Origin of the sequence: Alcaligenes endophyticus (genome assembly GCF_026344035.1) — a bacterium.
Classification (GTDB): Bacteria; Pseudomonadota; Gammaproteobacteria; order Burkholderiales; family Burkholderiaceae_B; genus Alcaligenes; species Alcaligenes endophyticus.
The window spans coordinates 224,724-247,868 of the sequence record NZ_JAPKND010000005.1; the positions used below are offsets into that span (position 1 = coordinate 224,724).

The window sequence follows — 23,145 nt, forward strand, 5'->3', positions numbered from 1 at the left end:
GAAAAAGGGTGTTCACTAAGAACACCCTTTTTTTCACTCCATTAACTACCTAAATACGCTTTCCGAATATCTGGATTGGCCAGTAAATTCGCGCCTGTGTCTTGCATCACTAGCTTACCGGTTTCTAGCACATAGCCACGGTCAGCAACCTGCAAGGCTTTGTTTGCATTTTGCTCCACTAAAAATACCGTCACACCTTCGTCTCGAATAGTACGGATAATGTCAAAAATTTGCGCAATAATCAACGGTGCCAAACCCAAAGTAGGCTCGTCCAATAACAGCAAGCTAGGTTTAGACATTAATGCCCTACCTATAGCCAACATTTGCTGCTCACCACCCGACATGGTTCCTGCCCGTTGCGTGGCTCGCTCTTTTAGGCGTGGGAAAAGCGTATAGACATGATCTTCCCCCTCATCGATCTCGTGACGACTCATGAAAAAACCGCCCATCTTGAGATTTTCCGATACGGTAAGGTCAGGAAACACGCGCCGTCCTTCGGGAGAAATCGCGATACCTTGACGCATAATGCGGTGCGTATCCATATGGGTAATATCCGTGCCCTGGAACGTTATAGTGCCAGATGAGGCCCGCGGCGAGCCACAAACTGTCATTAGCAGTGTCGTTTTACCCGCACCATTAGCGCCAATTAAGGTAACGATTTCGCCTTGATTTACCTCTACGCTAACCTGATTCAACGCCTGTATGGCACCGTAATAAGTCGATACCTGTTCAAGTTTTAACACTACTCTTCTCCCAGGTAAGCTTTAATAACGCGAGGATCATTACGCACCTCTTCAGGCAGTCCCATGGCAATAGGTTTACCGTACTCCATCACCAAGATACGATCAGAAACCCCCATAACCAGACTCATATCATGTTCAATCAGCAGCACCGCCACGTTAAATTCGCGCCGTAAATGATCAATCAGCCCTTGTAAGTCACGTTTTTCTTGTGGATTCAACCCAGCAGCGGGCTCGTCGAGCAATAATAAGCGCGGGTTGGTAATCATGCAGCGAGCGATCTCTAAGCGTCGCTGATGCCCGTACGCTAAGTTACCAGCCTCACGGTTAGCGTACTCACGGATATCCATGAAGTCCAACCATTGGGCGGCACGATCAAGTGCCTCTTCCTCCGATCGGCGGTATGCACTAGTTTTTAGCAACCCGGACAATAAGCCACTTTTTATCAAACTGTGCTGAGCGACAAGCAGGTTTTCTAGGACGGTCAGTTTCTTAAATAAACGTACGTTTTGAAACGTGCGCACCAAACCCAACTGAGCCACTTGGTGGCTACTTAAGCCATGTATGGACTTACCGTCTAAGGTGATGCTGCCTTCTGTAGGCCGATAAAAACCACTAATACAATTGAAGACGGTGGTTTTCCCCGCTCCGTTCGGCCCAATGATAGCGAACACTTCATCGCTACCCAGCTCGAATTTCACGTTATCGACGGCTAATAATCCGCCAAAACGCATGCACAAGTCGCTCACCTGTAATAAAGGCTTAGCCTGATTTTGACGTTGACTCATGTACGCAACTCCACGTGAGGACGGCTAACCGGAAGGAGGCCTTGTGGGCGCCATGCCATCATAAATACCATCACCAAACCGAATATCAGCATGCGATACTCTTGAAATTCGCGTGCCAACTCGGGCACGACCGTCAATACCACCGCCGCTAAGATCACCCCTAGCTGAGAGCCCATTCCACCCAACACGACAATCGCTAAGATCAACGCTGATTCAATAAAGGTAAAGGATTCAGGATTCACCAAGCCTTGACGTGCAGCAAAGAAAGCTCCACCGAAACCAGCGAACATGGCGCCAATAGTAAAGGCGGAGAGTTTGATATTAGTGGGGTTCATACCCAATGAGCGGCAGGCAATTTCATCTTCCCGTAACGCTTCCCAAGCGCGCCCTATAGGCATGCGTATCAATCGATTCGATACGTACAAGGTGACTAAGGCAAGCACCAACGCCATCAAATACAGATAAATGACCACGTCTTGGTTACTGAAAGACCAGCCCATCATGTCATGAAAGGTTACCTCGCCTTCAGGAGCACGACGCGCCATCACATAACCAAAAAAAGTGGGCTTAGGAATACCGGAAATTCCATCTGGGCCGCCGGTAAAATCGTATAAGTTAATAAGCAATAACCGTATGATTTCACCAAAGCCTAAAGTAACGATTGCGAGATAATCGCCACGCAAACGCAGCACAGGAAAGCCTAGTAAGTAGCCAAACAGCGCCGCCATGGCGCCAGCCGCGGGTAAAGCCTCCCAGAATCCCCATCCTAAGTACTGGTACAGCAAAGCATAGGTGTAGGCCCCTACAGCATAAAAACCCACAAAGCCTAGATCCAGCAAGCCAGCAAAGCCCACTACAATATTAAGCCCCAAACCCAGCATGACGTAAATCAGCACCAAAGTGGCAATATCCACCTGAGCTCGCCCAGTGGTAAATGGCCAAATTAGTGCTACCAGTACGACTAGCAGCATTAACAACTGCCGCACTCGAGCAGATGGCTTGGGCAAGGTAAAGCTACTGCCGGCACTCAACTGGCGAGTGCGATGCAATAAAGGCTTGAGTAACTGAACAATAAAAACGAGCGCCATGCCGGTGAAGATCATGGGCCAATCGGGTTGCAACTCTGTTTTAACCCCTACACGTAAAATTTGAAAACCAAAGATGGGTGCGACGATTACCCCCGCCATGAAGGCGGCAATTAATGCGTGAGTGAGACGATTTGCCATTAGACTTTTTCCACTTCCGGTTTACCCAATAGCCCTGTTGGACGGAACAGCAAAATCAATACCAACAAACTAAAGGCCACAATGTCTTTGTACTGAGAAGAGATAAAAGCGGCGGCAAATGTTTCTGCCAAACCTAATAACACCCCACCCAGCATGGCTCCGGGTATGCTACCTATCCCTCCCAGCACAGCGGCGGTAAACGCTTTAATCCCGGCCACAAAGCCAATAAATGGGTTCAGTTTCCCAATAGCCAGAGCAATCAACACCCCTCCCACTGCTGCCAGCATGGCACCAATGATGAAAGTGAAAGAAATAATTTTATTCGTATCAATGCCCAATAGGTTAGCCATGCGCAAGTCTTGCGAGCAAGCCCTTGAGGCGCGACCTAAGCGCGAGTATTTAATGTAAATACTGAGCATGATCATAAGCACGATCGTGACTAAAATAATCATAATCCGTGAGTACGGAGCCGTCACGACAAAATCAGAACCCATCGTAAACTGCAAAGAACCAGTGACCAAAGTGGGCACGGCCATATCGCGTGCGCCCTGCCCCAAAGCCACCCAGTTCTGCAGGAAAATTGACATCCCGATAGCTGAGATTAAAGGTACTAGGCGTGGACTGCCCCGTAGCGGAGCATAAGCGACCTTTTCTACTGCATAGCCATATACGGCAGTTACCGCCATGGCAATCAACAGCATAATCAAGATAATCAGCCAGATAGGCAGGCCGCTGCCCACCCCTATGGCCGTTAAGGTGACTAGGCCCACATAGGCGCCTATCATATAAATTTCGCCGTGCGCGAAATTAATCATTCCTATAATGCCGTAGACCATGGTGTAGCCTATAGCGATCAGTGCATAAATGGCGCCTAATGAAAGACCATTGAAAAGCTGCTGCACTATTTGGGGTAATAGTTCTGACATACTTAATTCCATTGGGTTAACTAACCCTTTAATTTTTGATCATCGCATTAAATAACAATGCCCCCGCCCAGATCAATGAGCGGAGGCCTGATGTGCGACTTTAGTCAGTGATCAGATCAAAGGTTCCGTCTTTATTCCACTTGAATACAGCGAACTCAAACTGCTTGAGATCGCCCTTGGAGTCGTATTCTACTTTACCAATGGCAGTATCGAAAGTGTTGTCGTGCATATAGTCCGCCACCTTAGTCGAATCTTCGCCTACGGCATTGATACTATCGCTAATTACCTGTATTGCCGCATAGGCGGGGAAGGTAAAGGCCCCGTTAGGATTACGCTTATACTTTTTAAAGTTTTCCATCACCTCTGCGTTGCTAGGCATTTTGGTGAAGTCGGTGGGCAGCGTCACTAACAAACCTTCTACGGCTGGGCCTGCAATGGCGAACAAGTCATTGTTGGCCACACCCTCTGGACCCATGAACGTATTATTTAAGCCTTGCTCACGTGCTTGGCGTAGCAATAGGCCCAATTCAGCATGGTAGCCTCCAAAGTAAACTAAGTCTGGATTCAAACTACGTAATTTGGTAATCACGGCTGAATAATCGCTATCGCCAACGTTAATACCCTCATCCATGACGATATTGACGTCTTTATCTTTCAGTGCCGTACGAACTTGCGAGGCCACTCCAGAGCCGTAAGTTTGTTTGTCGTGCAAGATAGCGATAGTTTTTGGCTTCAGCACATCCACAATATAGTCGGCAGCAAAAGGCCCCTGCTGATCGTCCCTGCCTATGGTGCGGAAAAAGTAATGCGGCTTAATCGTATCCGTCACGGCCGGAGCGGTCGCTCCGGGGGTAATGGCAACAATGGCCTCTTGCTCGTACACGTTCACTGCTGGTACTGTCGTGCCGGAGCAGGCATGAGCCACCGCAAATTTGGCCCCAGAGTTGACTACGCGGTTAGCGGACGGCACGGCCTGTTTAGGTTCGCACGCATCATCAATCAATACCGCCTCTAGTTGCTTGCCTTTTATCCCTCCTGCAGCATTGATGGCGTCAATGGCCGTTAATGCTCCTGCCTGTATTTGATCACCATATTGGGTTGCTGGGCCCGTCATGGGCTGTGGAATACCTATTTTGATCGTTTCCGCGGCCAGAACATTGCCGCTAAAGCAGGCCGCGGCCAAAAGAGCAGCAGCCACCGGGGTGAAGCATTGTTTAATATTCATTACAGCTATCTCCCAAAAATTCCATACCTGGGGTCGCCAGGATAAAGAAAAATATTGTTGTTTTGAGCTTCATGTCTGAAGGTCTGTTTATTCTGTCTTCGCTGTGGCAACCTGTCACTACGGATAAGCCCTAGCGCAAACTTTAGGAGTAGCTGCACATTACACTTGCAATTAAAAAATAATGATTAAATATTCTTATTTATTTTATTATCGCTAAAAAACGTTGGCCTCAACGTTTCGCAATATCTAACTTGCTGGCACGTAGACAGACATGCCGTTGTTTGAGTAAAGTTGACGAGTTTTTTATAACGTTACACAAATTCCAAATTATTTACCTATAAGACTTTGCGGAGCGGTTAGCACGCGCCCTACCGCTCCACATTACCTTAACGTACGATAAAACCTGCGCCTACGGGATCATCCCGATTAATTTCCCAACGTGCTGTGCCTAGAACGCTAGCCGTGCCTTTCACGGTAGGACGAACACCGCGCTTACCGTTCAAATCCACTTCGCCCAGCAAGCATCCCTCAAAGGTTCCGCTGCCTAATAGCCCCTCTGAGCGAATGGGCTGGTGTAAGCCCATTTTCCCGCGAGCTTCGAACATTGCCATCATGGCACTAGTACCGGTCCCGCCAGGCGAGCGATCTAGCTGTCCGGCACTAAATACGTGCACATTTTTATACATAGCCCCTTCAATGCTGGGCTGATGCCAAAAAGTGATAAAGTTCAGGTCAGTAATGTGTGCCTGAGTGGGGTGCTGAATCTTGTATTGGGCATTGATTTGATCACGCGCCAATAAGCCCATTTCAATCAACTCACGACCATTTTCTGGCGAAATGCGTAATTCGCTTTCGCACAAATCAATAATTCCAAAGTAGTTTCCTCCCCAAACTATATCTGCTTTCAGCTTACCGTACTTAGGCAGTTCAATTTCTATGTCTTGTGCTTCTACGTAAGCGGGCACGTTTTCAAACTTTGTATGTAAAACCTGTTCGCCGTCGCTGCTAACCTCGGCCACTACCAGCCCTGCTGTTGTCTCAAAACGTATGGTAGTGGTGCCGCTCGGATCTCGCGCCACTAAACCATAAGCTACCATTGCCATCGCTACGGCAATAGTGCCATGCCCGCACATGTGAGAATAGGTTTTACCATCAATGTAAATGAGACCAGCATCATATTCTGGGCTGGAAGGTGGTGTTAAGAAGACACCAAACATATCATTATGGCCGCGCGGCTCACGCATCAGGGCCATTCTCACCCAATCGTAGTGCTCAGTCAAAAACTGCCGCTTTTCCAGCACAGTCGAGTTAACGGGGTAAGGAATGCCGCTGTGTATGATACACAAAGGCTCGCCTTCTGTATGGGTATAAATAACATCGAATACATTTTTTGTTTGCATTCCAATTATTTCAGGAGCACGCATATTCATTTTTTATCACTCGCAAACACATCTAAACCTATCGTTAAATCCAAAATAACAATAACAAGCAACGATATAAAAATTGTTATTGCAGAGACCGCCGAAATCATCGGATCAACCGAATATTGAACATAATTAAACAGTTGTACGGGGGTGGTGTTGAGCACCGCATTGGTATGAAACATCGATAGCTCTACGTTGATCCACGACGTAATAAAAGCAAAGAAAGCTCCTGACACAATGCCAGGACGAATAAGTGGCAAGGTGATATGGCGGAAAGTTTCCCAAGCTGAGGCACCCAAGTCTGCCGAAGCGCGTTCCAACAATTCGTGATCACTATCCAACAAGGCGTAGACAGAGCGAATGACAAAGGGCGTAATAATCAGTATATGCCCTAACAGCAATGACCAGAATGTCTGCGCAAAACCTAGCTGAGCGGTGAACTGCAAAAGCGCGGAGCCAATCACTAGGTAGGGCACAATTAACGGCGCGTTAAAAAGGGTTGACAGTAGCTCCCTGCCGGGGAAGCGTTGTTGTGCAGTGACCAAGGCCACAGGAATAGCCAGCACAATAGCGACTAACGTGGCTGATAAGGCCAGCCCCGTACTGATCAGAAAAGCATGGGTATACGTTTTGTCTTCGAATACCAAGGCGTACCACTTCAGGCTAAGCCCTTCAGGCGGGAAGCTTAGGTAGCTGCTGCTTGTCAATGAAGAACCAATAATGACAACTAATGGCAGTACCAAGAACAGGATCACCACATAGGCGATGCAGGCAATAATGAAGCGGCCCATTATTTGTCACCTCCTTTTGTGGAACCTAGCCGATTAGCAAACGCGACTAAAAACAAGGTGGCCAACAACAGCACAATACTGAGTGCCCCACCGTAACTAAAGTTAAAAACAGTGCTGTATTGCTGGTAGATCAGCATAGGCAAAACGGTGACACGTCCACCCGACAATAAGGCCGGCGTCACATAAGCACTGACTGACAAAGCGAATACCATAATGGAACCAGCGGCCAAACCAGGTAAGGTCAGCGGCAAACTAATGTAGCGGAAGGTTTCCCAATGACCTGCCCCCAAGTCGCGCGATGCATATTCTAGTGAACGATCAATGCGACTAATGGAGGCCCCCACAGAGATCACCATAAAAGGCAGCAAGATATAAACTAAGCCGATGAGTATGCCTAGCTCAGTCCCCAAAAATCGGATGGGTCGTTCGATCAGTCCCATGTTCTGGAGCGTTTCGTTGATAAAACCAGTGCGGCCCAATAGCACCATCCATCCAAACGAGCGCACAATATTGCTGGTAAATAAGGGCACGATAAGCAAAATCACCAGTAGTCTGCGCCACAGTGGCGTACTCACGATGCGAATCATGAACCATGCCAAGGGGTAACCTAATAAGGCACAAATCAAGGTGGAATAAATGCCTAGCTTGATGGTCACCCAAATGACGCTCCAGTGGTACTGGTCTAGTAGTATCGTGAGATAGTGCTCAAACGAGAGCTGATTCTGAACCCATAAGCTAGACATCAACACCACGCTTAGAGGCACTAAGAAAAAACACACGAAAAAAACGACGGGTAAGGCAAGCACTTTGGCTATAACACTGAGCCTCATGGTTAGGCTCCTAAGGCACTGGCTTTACTAAGGTCCAGGGTTACGTATACGGCATCGCCGCGCCGCAAGGCCATGATGTTGCCACCTTGCTGATTGGCTTGTAAAACAGACTGGCCAATTTGTACGTAAATGGTAGTTTGCCCGCCTAGGTTAATCACGTCTAACACGTGACCCGCCAAGCCATGGGCACTGGATTGACTCAGTTGGACGTTTTCAGGTCGGACCAACATCACCTCTGCATCGTTGGCCACATCAACTATTTGCCCCGTTAACGCTAGGCTGGAGCCGCTACCTGCACGGGAAATTTCCAATAAATTGGCATCGCCGATAAATTCGCCTACAAACCGACTTTGTGGGTGGCTATATATCTCATGGCCAGTCCCTATTTGCTCTATCCTGCCTTGATTCATCACTACTATGCGATCAGCCATTGCTAGGGCTTCTTCTTGATCATGCGTGACGAAAATAAAAGAAATAGCCAACTTTTCCTGTAAGGCTTTCAACTCAATTTGCATCCGTTTACGAAGTTTTAAATCCAGTGCTGACAGGGGCTCATCGAGTAGCAGTAACTTCGGTTTATTAACAATAGCTCGCGCTAAAGCAACGCGTTGTCTTTGGCCTCCCGATAGTTCGGAGGGCATACGGGAATCAAAACCCTCTAAACCTACAAGAGCAAGTGCTTCTAGAGCCTGTTCGCGCGCTATGCCTACTTTGACTCCTGCCCGTTCAGGTCCATACATCACATTTTTAAGAATGCTCATGTGAGGAAACAACGCATAGCTTTGAAACACGGTATTCAGTTTTCGCTGGTGAGCCGGTTTTTCCGTGATGTCGGCACCGTCATAGATCAAGCGCCCTTTATCAGGTTGTAAAAATCCAGCGATGGTGGTGAGTAATGTGGTTTTGCCGCAGCCGCTCGGGCCCAGCAGGGCCAGAAACTCGCCCGGCATCACGTCCAGCTCAATATTTTGTAGTGCCCTGTATTGATTCTTAAAGGTCTTATCTATACCCTGGATTGATAAAAGAGGCGTCATCTTAGGTTCCTTACTACATATTTTGTGCGCAGCAATCCGCGGCCTAAGCTCAACGAGAGCTCAGGCTTACTATCTTCGTTCTACATGTTTTACTGGATTAACGGCGGCCTAACTCGCGATTCCAAGTATCCGTTACAGAGGCTCGCTCAGCGTTGACTAGTTCCCAGTTAGAGAGAGTTAACTGCTCCACTGAACCACCTACTCCCCAGGGCATCTTCTTTTGAACCTCTGGCGTTAGTTCTACCTGCTTAACTGCTGGACCCAAATAAAGCTTTTCAGTTAGGCACGCAGCGCTTTCCTTGGTCATTGCTGCGTTGATGAATTGCTCTGCTGCAGTCGCATTAGGACCATTTTTCACTTGATGCACACGGGCATCCGTAGCCCATACGCCCTCTTTCGGCACAGCGAAGGCAATAGGCAAGCCTTTATCTGCTAAATCCCACGCACCTACGTTAAAGTGAGCTCCGATAACCGCTTCACCTGCTTGAAACGCATTGCTCGCCGCGCCGGAACTATCGTAATAGGCGGCGACATCTAAGGTTTTCAACTTATCCCAAACAGGTGTTAAGTTTTCGTTATTGCCACCAAAAACCTGATTAAGGTAAAACAGAAAAGGAATACCTGCCGAGTTTGCTGGCGCAGGAATCACTACAGCCCCCTCATAAGCCTTATCCCACAAGGCGTTCCAGCTGCTGGGTGGGGTTTTTACTTCACGAGTGTCGTAGGCGATGCCTAAAGAGTAGTACCCGACGCTTACTGCAAAGGGGACGTCGCCCATACGGTAAATGCCTTGTGCTAGCATGAGCTCACTATTGCTTAACTTAGCCAAGTCTAAGGGTTGTATTAAGCCCTCCGCATAAGCTAACTCACTGATACCCCCGTCCAAAAACACCACATCGATCACAGGCTTGGTGGCTTGTTGACGTAATTTTGCAAGACTGGTTGTTGAGGTACCAATTTCGGGGATTACCTTGATGCCGCTTGCCTGGGTAAAAGGCTGGGCAATGCAGACGTCAAAAGCATCTCCCCAATTTCCTCCATACCACGCAACGCGTACCTCGTCGGCTTGAGCTATAGAGCTCCAGAGCATACTGGCCGCTAATACTCCAAACAATTTGGTCTTCATCTTGTCTCCTGCTGTCGTTAGAGTTTTGAGTCTCTATCATGAAACGAAACACAAAATTAACATTGAATAATTTAGCCAATAAAATGTATTATTACGACAAACTTAGATAGGTTAATCTTTTTAAAAAACATATGACTCCTGTTCCATTGCGTGTTGGCATCGTGATTCTCGATCAATTCACCCTAACTGCCTTCGCCGGCTTTTTAGATGTGCTTAGATTGGGGGCCGATTATGGCGGACAAAGCAGGCAAATACACATTAAGTGGACAGTCATGAGTATGGATGGCAAAGACAGGCGTTCCAGTGCAGGCACCTTAATGACCGAGCTACAACCGTTACTAGATCCTAAGCAATTTGATTACATTGCCATTTGTGGCGGAAATAGTTATATCGAACGCAATCCGTCCACTCCTTTGATTGACTGGTTGCAAGCGGCCTGGGAAAAGAAAATAAACCTTTTAGGTATTTGCACGGGTACCTTTGCCTTAGCACAAGCACAGCTTCTTGGTGCGCAACCGGTATGCGTTCATTGGAATGTGCTCGATGAGTTTATACGTCGCTATCCTGACGTCCACGCTAGGGTAGACAGCCTATTCATCGATACAGGGAAAATTATCACCTGTGCAGGCTCTACGGCAGCCATAGACTTAGCCTTACACATACTGAAACGCCACTTCGGCCGCGAAAAGGCGCAACAGGTTTTACGACATATGATGTTGCACAACATTCGCCCGGCGCGCTTACCGCAGGCACACTTTATAGCTAGCCTTGAACACGTGCAAGATGAACGAGTCCATAAGGCCGTTGCCTATATTGAACAGCGCATTGATGATAAGTTACGAGCCCAAGATATAGCACAGTATGTAGGGATGAGCGTGCGTCAACTCGAGCGTTTATTTAAAAGTGAGCTAGCCACTAGCCCTACCCGCTTTTTTCGCGAGCTGCGCTTAGAGTACGGTAAGTGGTGGCTTACAAACACCTCTGACAGCATTACCCAAATAGCCATGAATTGCGGCTTTGCTGACACACCTCATTTTTCGCGTGAATTTAAACGTTATTTTGCCCAAAGCCCCAACCAAGTACGCCAAGAACACCAGCTCAATAACAGCCAAACATCACCCTTACACGTTCCCTGAATTCAAGAAAACTCACGCGCCATGTCCGCCGCACGCTGACGTGCAGCGGCCATCGCTTGGGTCACGGTTGTGACGAAACCGGCCTGGTTGAGTACGTCTAGGGCGGCGGCGGTCGTTCCACCTTTAGAAGTCACTCGCTCACGCAGTACGGAAGGCTCCTCGGGAGACAAGGTGGCTAACTGTGTGGCGCCATTTAAGGTTGCCAAGGCAAGTTGGCGCGCTTGCTCGGGGCTTAAGCCTTGTTCGATGCCACCTTTAATTAACGCCTCTAGGAACAAAAACACATAGGCAGGCCCGCTACCCGACAGACTCGTCACGGCATCAATAGCGGCATCGTTTTCCACCCAAACCACTTCACCCACAGACTTGAGCAATTGCCGTGCAATCTCGCGATCGGCCTCGTCGACACCCGGTAAAGCCATCAGCCCGGTAATGCCACAACCTATAAAGGCTGGAGTATTGGGCATACAGCGTATCACGCGATTAAAAGGCTTATCCACACTTAGCCAAGAGGCGATTGTTTCCGCTGGAATACCAGCCGCCACACTGATGACCAAGGTATCCTCGCGCAAATAGGGCGCACAGGCTGTAACGACCTCTTGCATCACTTGCGGTTTTACCGCCAGTACCCACACTCTTTGCTGACTTAACTCTGGTCCGACCTCGGCTTGAGTGCGCACACCATGCTCTTTCCAATTCTCTAGCGAGGCTGGATAAGGATCGATGGCAAGCACGTCAGAGCCTCCGAATCGTTTACCAAGTAGGCCCGACGCTAAGGCCCACGCCATATTACCCGCGCCTATAAAAGCCAGCTTAAAAGGGGTCTGTTGAGTGTTAATCATAGTAATAGTGTATGTTTTAATAGTTGAACTTGAGGCTAACAAAATCCAGGGCTTTAAGTGTAAAGTAAATCAATCAGCTTGTTGGTCATACATTAGACACAAACCAGTCATAAACTGGTAAGGCTTAAAGCTGCCTTCCGATTGGCAGCACTTAACCGGAGAGCTTTCGTGCGTAAACATAAACTTGCTTTAACACTCACTGCTTTAATGGCCACACTGGGTACCGCCCATGCTGCCACAGAAATTCAATTCTGGCACTCTATGGAAGGTGCTTTAGGCGATCGAGTCAATGACCTGGTCGAAAACTTTAACCAAACCCAGTCAGATTATGTGGTGGTGCCCTCTTACAAAGGTACCTATGGCGAATCGATGAATGCGGGTATCGCCGCTTTCCGCTCTGGCAATGCACCTGATATCTTACAAGTTTTTGAAGTAGGCACCGCCACCATGATGGGCGCTAAGGGTGCGATAGAACCCATTGAAGCCTTGTCTGAGAAAGTCGGCAAGCCTATTAAAGCCAGTGATTTTCTAGGGGCTGTGGCAGGTTACTACTCGTCTACCGACGGCCAGCTTATCTCCATGCCCTTTAACAGTTCCACCGCTATTTTTTATTACAACAAAGATGCATTCAAAAAAGCGGGTTTAGATGTCAACAATCCACCAAAAACATGGGCTGAAGTGGCGGCTGCGGGGGCGAAATTGCGTGAAGCCGGCTACGAGTGCGGCTATACCACTTCTTGGCCTAGCTGGATCTTATTAGAGAACTTTGCTGCTTGGCACAACATCCCCTACGCTAGTGATGACAACGGTTTTGGCGGCCCTCAAGCGCGCTTAAAACTGGACGACCCCCTCTTTACCAAGCACGTAGGCTTCTTAACTGACATGGCTAAAGATGGCACCTTTACCTACGGCGGCCGTGGCGATACAGCCAACTCCTTATTCACCACTGGAAAATGTGGAATGTTTACGGGCTCAAGCGCCAGTCGTGCCAACATTGTGGCTACCGGCGAATTCGATCTAGGAATGTCATCCCTACCTTATTACGACGACGTGAAAGGCGCACCACAGAACTCAATTATTGGTGGGGCATCATTATGGGTGTTTGCAAAACGCCCAGCGGAAGTCGAAAAAGGGATTGTTGAGTTCTTCAATTTTCTAGTGAGTCCCGAACAAGCCGCGGTCTGGCACCAAGAAACCGGTTACGTCCCCGTGACGAAAGGGGGCTACGAGAAAACGAAAGAGTCTGGCTACTACGACAAAAACCCTGGCACTGATGTTGCCATTCAGCAATTGTCCGCAGACACCACCGAAAACTCCCGCGGTATACGCCTGGGCTTCTTGCCTCAAATTCGTGATATCGAGGAAGGCTTGATGGAGCAGATCTTTGCAGGCAAGGTCAGTGTAGAGGAAGGTCTGAAAGCGATGCAAACTCGTGGTGATGAGCTATTGCAGCGTTTTGAGAAAAGCCAGAAGTAGGGCTTGATTCGCTAAGCTGCATTACAATTTAAACACAACAGGCTCATACGAGCCTGTTGTGTTACTACGCATAGCCCTATTTTTTCGTCCATCGCCCATTAGTTTTCAAGTCTAGCCTTCGGTTTTCTTCGTACCTATGGAAAAACGTGCCGTATTCAACCATAAGCTGCTGCCCTACTTGCTCCTAGCCCCTCAGCTTTTGGTTACTTTGGTGTTCTTTTTTTGGCCCGCTGCCCAAGGAATTTGGCAGGCTTTCCATCTAGAGGACCCCTTTGGGCTCTCCAGTCAGTTTGTAGGCTTAGACAATTTCCGTGAGCTATTTGCGCAAAGTAGCTACCTGGAATCATTCAAAACCACCGCCCTATTTTCTGTCTTGGTTGCTGTATCAGGGTTAAGTGTTGCCTTGTTGTTAGCTGTCATGGCCAATCGCGTAGTACGTGGCGCCCTGCTTTACCGTGGCCTGCTTATTTGGCCGTATGCCGTGGCCACTGCCGTAGCGGGGGTTTTGTGGCTATTTTTATTCTCCCCCTCGGTGGGCATTATTGCCGTTTATCTGTTTAAGTGGGGAATCGCATGGAATCCCCGTCTTAATAGCAACGACGCCATGTTTCTGGTGGTGCTAGCCTCAGTCTGGAAGCAAATTTCCTACAATTTTTTATTTTTCCTGGCCGGCTTACAAGCGATTCCACGCTCTTTGATTGAAGCCGCTGCTATTGATGGAGCCAGCCCCTTACGTCGCTTCTGGTCTATCGTATTTCCTCTGCTCTCTCCTACTACGTTCTTTTTATTCGTAGTTAATATCATTTATGCCTTCTTCGACACCTTCGCTATTATCGACACGGTCACACGCGGCGGGCCGGGAGAAAGCACTGCTATATTGGTCTACCGTGTATTCACCACCGGTTTTGTAAACCTTGACTTAGGCTCGTCCGCTGCACAATCCGTTATTTTAATGCTGCTAGTGGGGATCCTGACCGTGATTCAATTTCGTTACATAGATCGTAAAGTCAGTTATCAATAAGATACTGTTAATCCCACTATGATTGAACGCCGCCCCTTGCTTGATTTATTCAGCCACCTCATTTTACTTCTTGGGGTGCTGACCATCGCCTTTCCACTTTACGTAACCTTTGTCGCCTCCACTCAAAGCGCCGTAGAAGTGGCTCGTGCACCCATGTCCCTACTACCGGGTGCACACTTTTGGGATAACTACAGCGCCGCCCTATTCGGTACCAAGCGCAATGATCCGCCCGTTATTCAAATGTTATGGGTAAGTACGGTGATGGCGTTAGGCATCGCCATAGGAAAAATTGCGATTTCTATGCTGTCAGCATTTGCCGTCGTGTATTTTCGTTTTCGTTTTCGACTGCTGTTTTTTTGGATGATTTTCATCACTCTGATGCTGCCCGTCGAAGTACGTATTATGCCTACCTATCAAGTCGTCGCAGAACTAGGAATGCTAAATAGTTATACCGGTTTAATTTTGCCCCTGATTGCCTCGGCCACCGCTACCTTCCTATTTCGCCAGTTTTTTTTAACCGTACCCGACGAGTTAATGGAAGCGGCCCGTATCGATGGGGCCAGTCCCATGCGATTTTTCTGGGATATCTTACTGCCCCTTTCCAAAACCACTATAGCCGCTCTTTTTGTTATCCAGTTTATTTATGGCTGGAATCAATATCTATGGCCGTTAATTAGCACTACTAGCGAAAATATGTATCCTATCGTGGTGGGCATACGCAGGCTCATCGCCGGCGGTGACAGTGTCACTCAGTGGAACATCGTGATGGCCACGGCCATGCTCGCCATGGCCCCTCCAGCTATCGTTGTGCTTGTAATGCAGCGCTGGTTTGTGAAGGGCTTGATAGACTCTGAAAAATAGTCATACCAAGACTGGATTGTTATATGGCCACCTTAAAATTTTCCAATATTAAGAAAACTTACCCCAACGGCACCCAAGTCATACACGGCATCAATATTGATGTACAAGATGGCGAGTTTCTGGTCATCGTGGGCCCCTCCGGCTGTGGGAAATCTACCTTAATGCGTATGGTGGCTGGCCTAGAAAGCATTACCGAAGGCGAGATCTCCATTGATGGTCGAATCGTTAATAACCTAGAACCCGCAGAGCGGGATATTGCGATGGTTTTTCAAAACTATGCGCTATATCCGCACATGACTGTCTACGACAACATGGCCTATGGTCTAAAAATACGTCGTGTACCCAAAGCAGAAATTCGTACATTGGTTGAGCGTGCCGCAGGCATCCTTGAACTCACCGGCCTACTTGATCGCCGCCCCTCGCAATTATCAGGCGGTCAGCGCCAACGTGTCGCGATGGGCCGTGCCATCGTGCGTGAGCCCAAAGTTTTCCTATTTGATGAGCCCCTATCTAACTTAGATGCCAAGCTGCGGGTTCAAATGCGTTTGGAGATTCAACGATTACATCAACGTTTACGCACGACCAGCCTGTACGTCACGCATGACCAGGTCGAAGCCATGACGCTAGCCACACGCATGGTTGTGATGAATAAAGGCATTGCCGAGCAAATAGGCACCCCTAGCGACGTTTTTGAACGCCCTGCCAGCACCTTCGTGGCCAGTTTCATAGGCTCCCCGCCCATGAATTTACTCCCCGTCTCGGTGGACCGGCATGGCGTTGTATGGGACACCATGGGGCAAGCGTTGCACTTTCAAGCCATTGATGTACCTTCCTATACCCACGGACGTGAACTTTACTTAGGGCTTCGTCCTGAACATAGTAAATTGCATGCCAGCGGTATTTCACTACAAGTGGAAATGATTGAAATTTTAGGTTCTGAACAGCTTATTCATGGGGTGCATAAAGATCACGGTCTAGTGGTGCGCTGCCCTATGAAAGCCACAGCGAACTACCCCATACAAGTAGGCGAAACGATACAAGTCGGGCGTGACCCTGACTACGCCCTGCACTGGTTCGACCGCGCTACCGGCTTACGTATAGATGCCTAACAAAAAACCCCCAGTGCTATACAGCAACTGGGGGTAAGCAATAGTCGTTAAACCGCTGGTTTATTTACCGTACACGGTTTTGCTGCCATCTTCGTGCCACGAGAACACATCGAACTTAAACTCGTTCAAGTCACCTTGCTTGTTCCAGTTGATCTCACCAATTGGTGTATTCACACTGTTTGCGTGCAAGTACTCGGCCACTTTTGCCGGATCATCAGCACCCACAGCCTGAATCGCATCAGCAATCGCCTTAGTGGCTGCATAGGCAGTCATTTGAAACGCGCCACCAGCATCGCGGCCCTTGGCCTTAAAGGCCTCTACTACGGCTACGTTATCTGGGTTTTGGGTAAAATCGGCAGGTAGAGTTAGCAGCATGCCTTCTACAGCCTTACCCGCGATGGCGTTAATATCGGGATTACCCACGCCCTCAGGGCCCATAAAACCTGCGTTTACGCCTTGCTCAGCGGCCTGACGCAGCAACAAACCCATTTCCGGATGATAACCACCAAAGTAAACGAAGTCGGCACCCGAGCTGCGTAAACGAGTAATCACAGCAGAGTAATCGCTATCGCCTGCATTGATGCCTTCAAAAAAGGCTACTTCTATGCCTGCTTTTTGCAAATCATCACGCACAGCAGAGGCAATACCTTGACCATAAGACTGCTTATCGTGCAAGACTGCTACCTTAGCAGGCTTAATTTGTTCAACAATAAATTTCGCCGCGGCAGGGCCTTGCTGATCATCTCGGCCTATGGTTCGAAAGATAGTTTCATAGCCTTTGCCATCAGTGACGATAGGCGCAGTCGCCGAAGGAGTCACCATAACGACGCCTTCATTATCGTAGATGTCAGTGGCGGCTACCGTAGCACCAGAGCATACATGCCCGACAACATAATTAATCTTTTCGTTAACAATGCGATTGGCTACTACAGGCCCTTGTTTAGGCTCACAAGCGTCATCCATCGTAACGACTACTAGGTTTTTACCTAACACGCCGCCGGCCGCGTTGATCTGCTCAACGGCGGTGTCCACGCCTTGTTTAACCATATCGCCATACTGGGTAACAGGGCCGGTGAACGGGCCTGCAATAGCAATACGGATATCATCAGCCATGGCAGCGCCGGCAAACAACAAACCGCTAGAAAAGGTCAATGCCGCTGCGAGCGGAGTGAAACGAATCTTCATAGAATACACCTCCAGATTGGTGCAAGAAGCATACACTGTCTGTACAGTGAATGCTTCAGTTTGCAAGTAAATTTAAGGGTAATCTATTAGCTTATGCCAACAAACTGCGCAACATCCAAGCATTTTTCTCGTGTATGTCTAGGCGTTGTGTCAGCAAATCGGCTGTAGGCTGATCATCCGCTTTGTCGGCTCGGTCAAAGGCTGTACGGGCAACACGCGCTAAGGCTTCATTGCCTTTTACCAATAGCTCTACCATTTCAGTAGCATTAGGCACTTTGCTGGGCTGTTTAATCGTAGCCAGCTTTTCGAACTCGGCATACGTGCCCGGGGCATAATAGCCTAGTGCACGAATACGCTCGGCAATATCATCTAACGCCTGCCACATTTCTGTGTATTGGGTCATGAACAGTTCATGCAAGGTCTTAAACATGGGACCCGTAACGTTCCAATGAAAGTTATGCGTCATCAAATACAAAGTATAAGAATCAGCCAGTACCCTGGATAGTTCTAGAGCCACCGCGCTGCGATCCGTCGCGCTGATACCAATATCGATATTCAAAGCACTAGGAGACACGACAGGTGTACCTTCTGGCTGACTTTTTGCGGGAGCCTTAGCAGCCACTGTTTTGGTTTTTGCTACTTTTTTTACCGCAGCTTTCTTAGCGGGCGCTGCAGGTGTTGCTGGGCTAGCAGTTTTAACCGCCGCTTTTGCTTCGGGGCTACCACTTGCCACATTACTGGTCGGGGTGTTAACTGCTTTTTTAACTGCCTTGACTGCTTTTGCCATAATAAGCTCCTGAAAATCAAAGGACTAAAAGTGCTTTTGCGCAGCATACCACGCAAACAAAGGCCTACAATCAGACCAATTCATGAAATTGTTGATTATTACCGTATTCCACAGGTAAATAATGGATTCCCTCGACGCCGCACTCCATGACTGCTTGAGTTAAGGCATCAATGGCTGCTTGACGCGGAAAGCTTTTACGCCAAATCAGTGCTACACGTCTGTCGGGCACAGGGTCGGTAAAGGGGATATAAGTTAATAAGTCATTAAACTGGCCCAAGGCGCTGATCGAGCTTGCAGGCAGCACCGTGACCCCAATCCCCGCGGCGACCATATGACGTATAGTTTCCAGCGAGGAGCCCTCAAAGGTACGCTGTATTCCTTCACTGGAGGCAGAAAAACGGGATAACTCAGGGCACACGCCCAATACCTGATCGCGGAAGCAATGACCCGCCCCAAGCAGCAACATGGTTTGCTCTTTCAGCTCGTCTGGGCACACTTCTGTGCGTTGCGCCCAAGGATGCTCATGCGGCACCGCGACCATAAACGGCTCATCATATAATTCCCGCACCGCAAAACCGCTCTCGGGTAAAGGCAAGGCGACGATCGCGCAGTCTATCTCGCCTTGACGAAGCAACTCTACTAACCGTACGGTAAAGTTTTCTTGCAACAGCAAAGGCATCTGCGGCATCAGCTCAATTTGCTTAGGTACTAACTTAGGCAATAAGTAGGGGGCTATCGTATAAATCACCCCCACTCGCAAGGAGCCGCTTAATGGGTCTTGCCCTTGGCGCGCGATCTCGCGCATATTAGCCCCTTCTTCTAACACTTTTTGGGCTTGTGTAATCAAGCGCAGGCCTATAGGAGTGATACCTATCTCTGAGCCTCCACGCTCAAAAATAGTGACTCCCAACTCGTCCTCCAGCTTCTTAACCGCTACCGATAAAGTGGGCTGACTGACAAAGCACGCTTCTGCTGCGCGTCCAAAGTGACGCTCGCGAGCGACGGCCACTATGTATTTAAGTTCGGTCAAAGTCATAAGTAAATTCTCGTAGTGGAAGACGTTTTTGTCCAGCGCTAAGTACTAACTTCTCAGTAGCTCTTCACGTCCTTTCATCCAGCGCTGCATATGCGCCGCTGCCGCATTAGGGTATTGATCGCGCAACACAACCGCTACTTCTTGCGCCTGTTCAATTAAAGCGGCATCCGTATCTAAACTGGCAAAACGCAATACTGCTTGGCCCGATTGACGCATGCCCATGAACTCACCGGGCCCTCGCTGTGCTAAATCGCGTCGAGCAATTTCAAAACCATCGGTAGTTTCATACATGGCTTGCAGACGTGCGCGAGCAATATGCGATAAAGGCGTTTGGTACAGTAAAACACATACAGACTGTATATGGCCCCGCCCTACTCGACCACGCAGTTGATGCAGTTGTGCTAAGCCAAAGCGCTCCGCATGTTCAATAATCATGAGTGACGCATTGGCCACATCGACCCCAACCTCAATGACTGTCGTCGCTACTAACACGTCTAACTCATGGGCCCGAAAAGCGTCCATTATTTGCGCCTTCTCGGTGGCAGACTGGCGCCCATGAATCAGGCCTATACGCACCTCTGGCAAAGCTTGGGTAAGCACCAAATGGGTATCAATGGCGGTTTGCAACTGTAGTGCCTCACTTTCTTCCACTAAGGGGCAGACCCAATACGCTTGCCGTCCCTGGGCGACCTCTGCCCTGACACGGTCCATGATTTCTGGCCGGCGGGCATCCGATGCTAACTTGGTGATAACGGGGCTACGGCCAGGGGGAAGCTCATCGATAGCCGATACATCAAGATCCGCAAAGTAACTCATGGCTAAAGTGCGTGGTATAGGTGTAGCACTCATATTTAATTGGTGTGGAATCAAGGTGTTGCCGCTGCGATTGGCCTTATCACCTTTACGGCTCAACTCAAGCCGTTGGCCCACTCCAAACCTATGTTGCTCATCCAAAATCACTAAGCCTAAGCGCTGGAATTGAACGTGCTCTTGGATAAGAGCTTGTGTACCAACGGCGAGTGTGGCCGCTCCGGTCCGTAAAGCCTCATACGCTTCATGTTTTTTCTTGGCGCTCAAACTTCCCGTCAGCCAAACCAGAGGCACTCCTAACGGGTCTAACCAAGCTTTAATTTTCACATAGTGCTGCTCCGCCAAGATTTCGGTGGGCGCCATGATAGCAACCTGATATCCGCTAGCAATCGCCTGCGTGGCGGCTAACGTAGCCACAATTGTCTTACCACTACCCACATCGCCTTGTAGCAGCCTGTGCATGGGAAAGTCACGTGCCATATCATGCGCAATTTCATTCACCACGCGTTCTTGAGCGGAGGTTAATTGAAACGGTAAACTGGCGCGTAACTGCTGTTCAAGAGCGGAGTGCCGTGCTGCTAGCGGCTGCGCCTTCTGCGCACGACGTGCTTGTCTCGCTGCTGCCAGTGATAACTGCTGCGCTAACAACTCATCAAATTTAATCCGATTCCAAGCCGGATGGCCCTCGTGGAATAAGCGCTCGTAACTTAAGTCTGGGGGGGGGTAATGCAACAGACGGATGGCCTCTTGGAAAGGCATGAGCTGTAGCTCATCGCGTAATGCCGTTGGTAGCGTATCGCGAAGATCCGCCTGTTCAAGCGCCTGCGCAATACACTTACGTAAACTAGGCTGAGTGAGGCCATCAGTGGTGGGGTATACGGGCGTTAAAGCGCGGGCTAGCGCAGCCCCCGCATTGCTTAACTTAGGATGCACCATTTCTAAGCCATTAAAGCCTTGTCGAATCTCGCCCCGGACGCGAATCTGACGTCCAACAGCTAAGGCTTTAATTTGGCTGGGATAAAAATGTATCCAACGCAAAGACAAGCGGCCCGACTCGTCTTCAATGACCGCGTGTAACTGCCTTCTTGGGCGCTGCTGCACGTCAACGCTTAAAATCGTACCTTCCACTTGGACCGATAAACCAGGGTGAACCTCGGCAATAGCTTGCACATGAGTTTCATCTTCGTAGCGTATAGGCAAATGCACGACGAAATCGGCTGGCGCAACCAGGCCCAAGCGCTCTAAGCGCTGGGCCATCGTGCTAGTCTTTTTTTTGCTAGGTGCAGCAGTTGGCTGGGTGGCCATTTCCCAAACAGAACTTAAATAACGATGATCGCCTCGACCTCGAACTGTGCCCCTTTCGGCAAACTACTAACACCTATGGTGGAGCGAGCAGGGAAAGGTTGAGGCACTAGCTCGGCCATAATGGCGTTAGCACTAGCGAATTTACTTAAATCAGTTAGGAATAAACCTAACCGTACTATGTTGCTCATTTCGCCGCCTGCCGCCTTAATCACCGCTTCCAGATTGGCGAAAGACTGCCTGACTTGAGCTTCAAAATTTTCTGATACTAATTCGCCAGTACTTGGCTCTAGACCAATTTGGCCAGATAAATAGACGGTCTTGCCGCTAGGAGCAACCACAGCCTGAGAATAAGGGCCTACTGCAGCAGGAGCGCTGTCTGTAAAAATAATTTGCTTAGCCATAAAAAACCATCAAAAGTGAATAAAAGAAGGTCTATCAGAGTTTAAACTTCTATAGGAAAATTTAACAAGAAAAATGCACATTTTCCTGAGTAACCTTGATAGGGACTGAGCAAATAGACACGCCTCGTGCCCTATTATGCTTATTTTTCGACAAAAGCCCGTTCAATGACGTAGTCGCCTGGCTGGCCCACACCTGCAGAGACGACAAAGCCAAAACTATCGAGCATGGCGCTTAAATCAGCCAACATGGAAGGGCTACCACATAGCATGGCGCGATCCTGGGCAGGATCTATAGCGGGCAACCCTAAGTCTTGGCATAGCTTACCACTTTCCAGCGCTTGAGTAATACGGCCTTCGTTACGGAACGGCTCACGCGTGACTGTGGGGTAATACAGCAACTTTTCACGTACTAATTCACCGAAGAACTCGTTATTGGGCAGTTCATTCTGGATGAAATCCGCATACGCGAGCTCACTCACAAAGCGCACTCCGTGTACCAGTACCACTTTTTCGAAACGCTCGTAGGTCTCGGGGTCTTTAATAATGCTCATGAAGGGAGCGAGACCAGTACCGGTACCTAGCAAGAATAAATTTCGCCCGGCCTTCAGGTCGTCAATCACCAAGGTTCCCACCGGCTTGCGGCTCACCAACACGGTGTCGCCCTCTTTCAGGTGTTGCAAACGTGAAGTCAAGGGGCCGTCTGGCACTTTGATGCTGAGAAACTCCAAATTTTCTTCGTAGTTAGCGCTAGCAATGCTGTAAGCACGCATCAAAGGCTTGCCGTCTACCTCTAATCCCAACATAACAAAGTGGCCATTGTGAAAACGTAAGGCTTTGTCACGCGTGGTAGTAAAGGAGAATAAAGTGTCGTTCCAGTGATGAACGCTAAGCACACGTTCGGAGTTAAAAGCTGCCATTGCGAGTAGGAGTTAGGACCGAAAGAAGTTAGTGAAAAAGAGGGCTAAAAGGGCTGAGACGAAGAACTTTTAGCACACTACAGCATGTATTCTACCCTGCCTGCGGCCAATTAAGCAGGGATAACCCTGCCAAACCTATTGATCACAAT

Annotated in this window: 22 protein-coding genes; 5 read left to right on the plus strand and 17 right to left on the minus strand. The window is 48.9% G+C overall.

Going from position 1 to position 23,145, the window contains the following annotated elements; translation table 11 throughout:
- Positions 1 to 41: 41 nt before the first annotated feature.
- The 10 genes from OSH01_RS11035 to OSH01_RS11080 form a co-directional block, all read right to left on the minus strand.
- Positions 42 to 743 (minus strand): ABC transporter ATP-binding protein, encoded by a 702-nt coding sequence (locus OSH01_RS11035; RefSeq protein WP_266124153.1) that lies wholly within the window; start codon positions 741 to 743, stop codon positions 42 to 44.
- Positions 743 to 1,528, minus strand: a complete 786-nt coding sequence (livG, locus tag OSH01_RS11040; protein ID WP_266124154.1) for a high-affinity branched-chain amino acid ABC transporter ATP-binding protein LivG — start codon at positions 1,526 to 1,528, stop codon at positions 743 to 745. The genes OSH01_RS11035 and livG overlap by 1 nt, the downstream gene beginning before the upstream one ends.
- A complete protein-coding gene (gene livM, locus OSH01_RS11045) occupies positions 1,525 to 2,754 on the minus strand; it encodes a high-affinity branched-chain amino acid ABC transporter permease LivM (RefSeq protein ID WP_266124155.1) in 1,230 nt (409 codons plus the stop codon). The genes livG and livM overlap by 4 nt, the downstream gene beginning before the upstream one ends.
- Positions 2,754 to 3,680, minus strand: coding sequence for a high-affinity branched-chain amino acid ABC transporter permease LivH (livH, locus tag OSH01_RS11050; RefSeq protein WP_266124156.1), 927 nt, complete (start codon positions 3,678 to 3,680; stop codon positions 2,754 to 2,756). Before livH ends, livM begins: the two co-directional genes overlap by 1 nt.
- A 100-nt stretch (positions 3,681 to 3,780) precedes the next feature.
- A complete protein-coding gene (locus tag OSH01_RS11055; protein WP_266124157.1) occupies positions 3,781 to 4,905 on the minus strand; it encodes a high-affinity branched-chain amino acid ABC transporter substrate-binding protein in 1,125 nt (374 codons plus the stop codon).
- Between the two features lie 386 nt (positions 4,906 to 5,291).
- A complete protein-coding gene (locus OSH01_RS11060; RefSeq protein WP_266124158.1) occupies positions 5,292 to 6,305 on the minus strand; it encodes a proline racemase family protein in 1,014 nt (337 codons plus the stop codon).
- 26 nt (positions 6,306 to 6,331) lie between these two features.
- Positions 6,332 to 7,120, minus strand: a complete 789-nt coding sequence (locus OSH01_RS11065) for an ABC transporter permease (RefSeq protein ID WP_266124159.1) — start codon at positions 7,118 to 7,120, stop codon at positions 6,332 to 6,334.
- Complete coding sequence (locus OSH01_RS11070; RefSeq protein WP_266124160.1) at positions 7,120 to 7,950, minus strand: ABC transporter permease; 831 nt, start codon at positions 7,948 to 7,950, stop codon at positions 7,120 to 7,122. The genes OSH01_RS11065 and OSH01_RS11070 overlap by 1 nt, the downstream gene beginning before the upstream one ends.
- A gap of 2 nt (positions 7,951 to 7,952) precedes the next feature.
- Positions 7,953 to 8,984 (minus strand): ABC transporter ATP-binding protein, encoded by a 1,032-nt coding sequence (locus OSH01_RS11075; RefSeq protein WP_266124161.1) that lies wholly within the window; start codon positions 8,982 to 8,984, stop codon positions 7,953 to 7,955.
- Positions 8,985 to 9,081: 97 nt separating this feature from the next.
- The gene (locus OSH01_RS11080) at positions 9,082 to 10,110 is read right to left on the minus strand and encodes an ABC transporter substrate-binding protein (protein ID WP_266124162.1); all 1,029 of its coding nucleotides are present in this window, start codon (positions 10,108 to 10,110) and stop codon (positions 9,082 to 9,084) included.
- A 131-nt stretch (positions 10,111 to 10,241) separates the two neighbouring features.
- On the opposite strand from OSH01_RS11080, the gene OSH01_RS11085 reads away from it, so the two are divergent.
- Entirely contained in the window at positions 10,242 to 11,246 is a 1,005-nt protein-coding gene (locus tag OSH01_RS11085) for a GlxA family transcriptional regulator (protein ID WP_266124163.1), read from the plus strand.
- 2 nt (positions 11,247 to 11,248) lie between these two features.
- Here the strand turns inward: OSH01_RS11085 and proC are convergent, their stop codons facing one another.
- A complete protein-coding gene (proC, locus tag OSH01_RS11090; protein WP_266124164.1) occupies positions 11,249 to 12,088 on the minus strand; it encodes a pyrroline-5-carboxylate reductase in 840 nt (279 codons plus the stop codon).
- A gap of 168 nt (positions 12,089 to 12,256) precedes the next feature.
- Between proC and ugpB the strand changes: the two genes are divergently transcribed.
- The 4 genes from ugpB to OSH01_RS11110 all read left to right on the plus strand — a co-directional run bounded on the left by ugpB (position 12,257) and on the right by OSH01_RS11110 (position 16,555).
- Positions 12,257 to 13,564 carry a sn-glycerol-3-phosphate ABC transporter substrate-binding protein UgpB gene (gene ugpB / locus OSH01_RS11095; protein ID WP_266124165.1) on the plus strand — a complete coding sequence of 436 codons (1,308 nt, stop codon included), beginning with the start codon at positions 12,257 to 12,259 and terminating at the stop codon, positions 13,562 to 13,564.
- A 136-nt stretch (positions 13,565 to 13,700) separates the two neighbouring features.
- Complete coding sequence (gene ugpA, locus OSH01_RS11100; protein WP_266124166.1) at positions 13,701 to 14,585, plus strand: sn-glycerol-3-phosphate ABC transporter permease UgpA; 885 nt, start codon at positions 13,701 to 13,703, stop codon at positions 14,583 to 14,585.
- Positions 14,586 to 14,603: 18 nt separating this feature from the next.
- Entirely contained in the window at positions 14,604 to 15,446 is an 843-nt protein-coding gene (gene ugpE / locus OSH01_RS11105; protein ID WP_266124167.1) for a sn-glycerol-3-phosphate ABC transporter permease UgpE, read from the plus strand.
- Positions 15,447 to 15,469: 23 nt separating this feature from the next.
- Positions 15,470 to 16,555, plus strand: a complete 1,086-nt coding sequence (locus OSH01_RS11110; RefSeq protein WP_266124168.1) for a sn-glycerol-3-phosphate import ATP-binding protein UgpC — start codon at positions 15,470 to 15,472, stop codon at positions 16,553 to 16,555.
- 60 nt (positions 16,556 to 16,615) lie between these two features.
- Here the strand turns inward: OSH01_RS11110 and OSH01_RS11115 are convergent, their stop codons facing one another.
- From OSH01_RS11115 to OSH01_RS11140, 6 genes are all read right to left on the minus strand, one after another.
- On the minus strand, positions 16,616 to 17,740 hold the full coding sequence (locus OSH01_RS11115; protein WP_266124169.1) for a branched-chain amino acid ABC transporter substrate-binding protein: 1,125 nt from the start codon (positions 17,738 to 17,740) through the stop codon (positions 16,616 to 16,618).
- 91 nt (positions 17,741 to 17,831) lie between these two features.
- Positions 17,832 to 18,314, minus strand: a complete 483-nt coding sequence (locus OSH01_RS11120) for a Dps family protein (protein ID WP_266124207.1) — start codon at positions 18,312 to 18,314, stop codon at positions 17,832 to 17,834.
- Positions 18,315 to 18,597: 283 nt separating this feature from the next.
- A complete protein-coding gene (locus tag OSH01_RS11125) occupies positions 18,598 to 19,563 on the minus strand; it encodes a LysR substrate-binding domain-containing protein (protein ID WP_266124170.1) in 966 nt (321 codons plus the stop codon).
- Positions 19,564 to 19,608: 45 nt separating this feature from the next.
- On the minus strand, positions 19,609 to 21,678 hold the full coding sequence (gene recG / locus OSH01_RS11130) for an ATP-dependent DNA helicase RecG (RefSeq protein ID WP_266124171.1): 2,070 nt from the start codon (positions 21,676 to 21,678) through the stop codon (positions 19,609 to 19,611).
- 14 nt (positions 21,679 to 21,692) lie between these two features.
- Positions 21,693 to 22,079 carry a Rid family detoxifying hydrolase gene (locus OSH01_RS11135; RefSeq protein WP_266124172.1) on the minus strand — a complete coding sequence of 129 codons (387 nt, stop codon included), beginning with the start codon at positions 22,077 to 22,079 and terminating at the stop codon, positions 21,693 to 21,695.
- A 140-nt stretch (positions 22,080 to 22,219) separates the two neighbouring features.
- Positions 22,220 to 22,996, minus strand: coding sequence for a ferredoxin--NADP reductase (locus OSH01_RS11140; protein WP_266124173.1), 777 nt, complete (start codon positions 22,994 to 22,996; stop codon positions 22,220 to 22,222).
- Between the last annotated feature and the right edge of the window lie 149 nt (positions 22,997 to 23,145).

Excerpts from the sequence above, each read along its gene's own strand:
- OSH01_RS11065 (WP_266124159.1), bottom strand. The coding sequence starts at position 7,120 with ATGGGCCGCTTCATTATTGCCTGCATCGCCTATGTGGTGATCCTGTTC.
- OSH01_RS11080 (WP_266124162.1), bottom strand. The coding sequence starts at position 10,110 with ATGAAGACCAAATTGTTTGGAGTATTAGCGGCCAGTATGCTCTGGAGC.
- OSH01_RS11055 (WP_266124157.1), bottom strand. The coding sequence starts at position 4,905 with ATGAATATTAAACAATGCTTCACCCCGGTGGCTGCTGCTCTTTTGGCC.
- livH (WP_266124156.1), bottom strand. The coding sequence starts at position 3,680 with ATGTCAGAACTATTACCCCAAATAGTGCAGCAGCTTTTCAATGGTCTT.
- OSH01_RS11125 (WP_266124170.1), bottom strand. The coding sequence starts at position 19,563 with ATGACTTTGACCGAACTTAAATACATAGTGGCCGTCGCTCGCGAGCGT.
- OSH01_RS11115 (WP_266124169.1), bottom strand. The coding sequence starts at position 17,740 with ATGAAGATTCGTTTCACTCCGCTCGCAGCGGCATTGACCTTTTCTAGC.
- OSH01_RS11135 (WP_266124172.1), bottom strand. The coding sequence starts at position 22,079 with ATGGCTAAGCAAATTATTTTTACAGACAGCGCTCCTGCTGCAGTAGGC.
- livG (WP_266124154.1), bottom strand. The coding sequence starts at position 1,528 with ATGAGTCAACGTCAAAATCAGGCTAAGCCTTTATTACAGGTGAGCGAC.
- recG (WP_266124171.1), bottom strand. The coding sequence starts at position 21,678 with ATGGCCACCCAGCCAACTGCTGCACCTAGCAAAAAAAAGACTAGCACG.
- OSH01_RS11070 (WP_266124160.1), bottom strand. The coding sequence starts at position 7,950 with ATGAGGCTCAGTGTTATAGCCAAAGTGCTTGCCTTACCCGTCGTTTTT.
- ugpA (WP_266124166.1), top strand. The coding sequence starts at position 13,701 with ATGGAAAAACGTGCCGTATTCAACCATAAGCTGCTGCCCTACTTGCTC.
- OSH01_RS11075 (WP_266124161.1), bottom strand. The coding sequence starts at position 8,984 with ATGACGCCTCTTTTATCAATCCAGGGTATAGATAAGACCTTTAAGAAT.
- OSH01_RS11085 (WP_266124163.1), top strand. The coding sequence starts at position 10,242 with ATGACTCCTGTTCCATTGCGTGTTGGCATCGTGATTCTCGATCAATTC.
- ugpE (WP_266124167.1), top strand. The coding sequence starts at position 14,604 with ATGATTGAACGCCGCCCCTTGCTTGATTTATTCAGCCACCTCATTTTA.
- OSH01_RS11060 (WP_266124158.1), bottom strand. The coding sequence starts at position 6,305 with ATGCAAACAAAAAATGTATTCGATGTTATTTATACCCATACAGAAGGC.
- proC (WP_266124164.1), bottom strand. The coding sequence starts at position 12,088 with ATGATTAACACTCAACAGACCCCTTTTAAGCTGGCTTTTATAGGCGCG.
- livM (WP_266124155.1), bottom strand. The coding sequence starts at position 2,754 with ATGGCAAATCGTCTCACTCACGCATTAATTGCCGCCTTCATGGCGGGG.
- OSH01_RS11140 (WP_266124173.1), bottom strand. The coding sequence starts at position 22,996 with ATGGCAGCTTTTAACTCCGAACGTGTGCTTAGCGTTCATCACTGGAAC.
- OSH01_RS11110 (WP_266124168.1), top strand. The coding sequence starts at position 15,470 with ATGGCCACCTTAAAATTTTCCAATATTAAGAAAACTTACCCCAACGGC.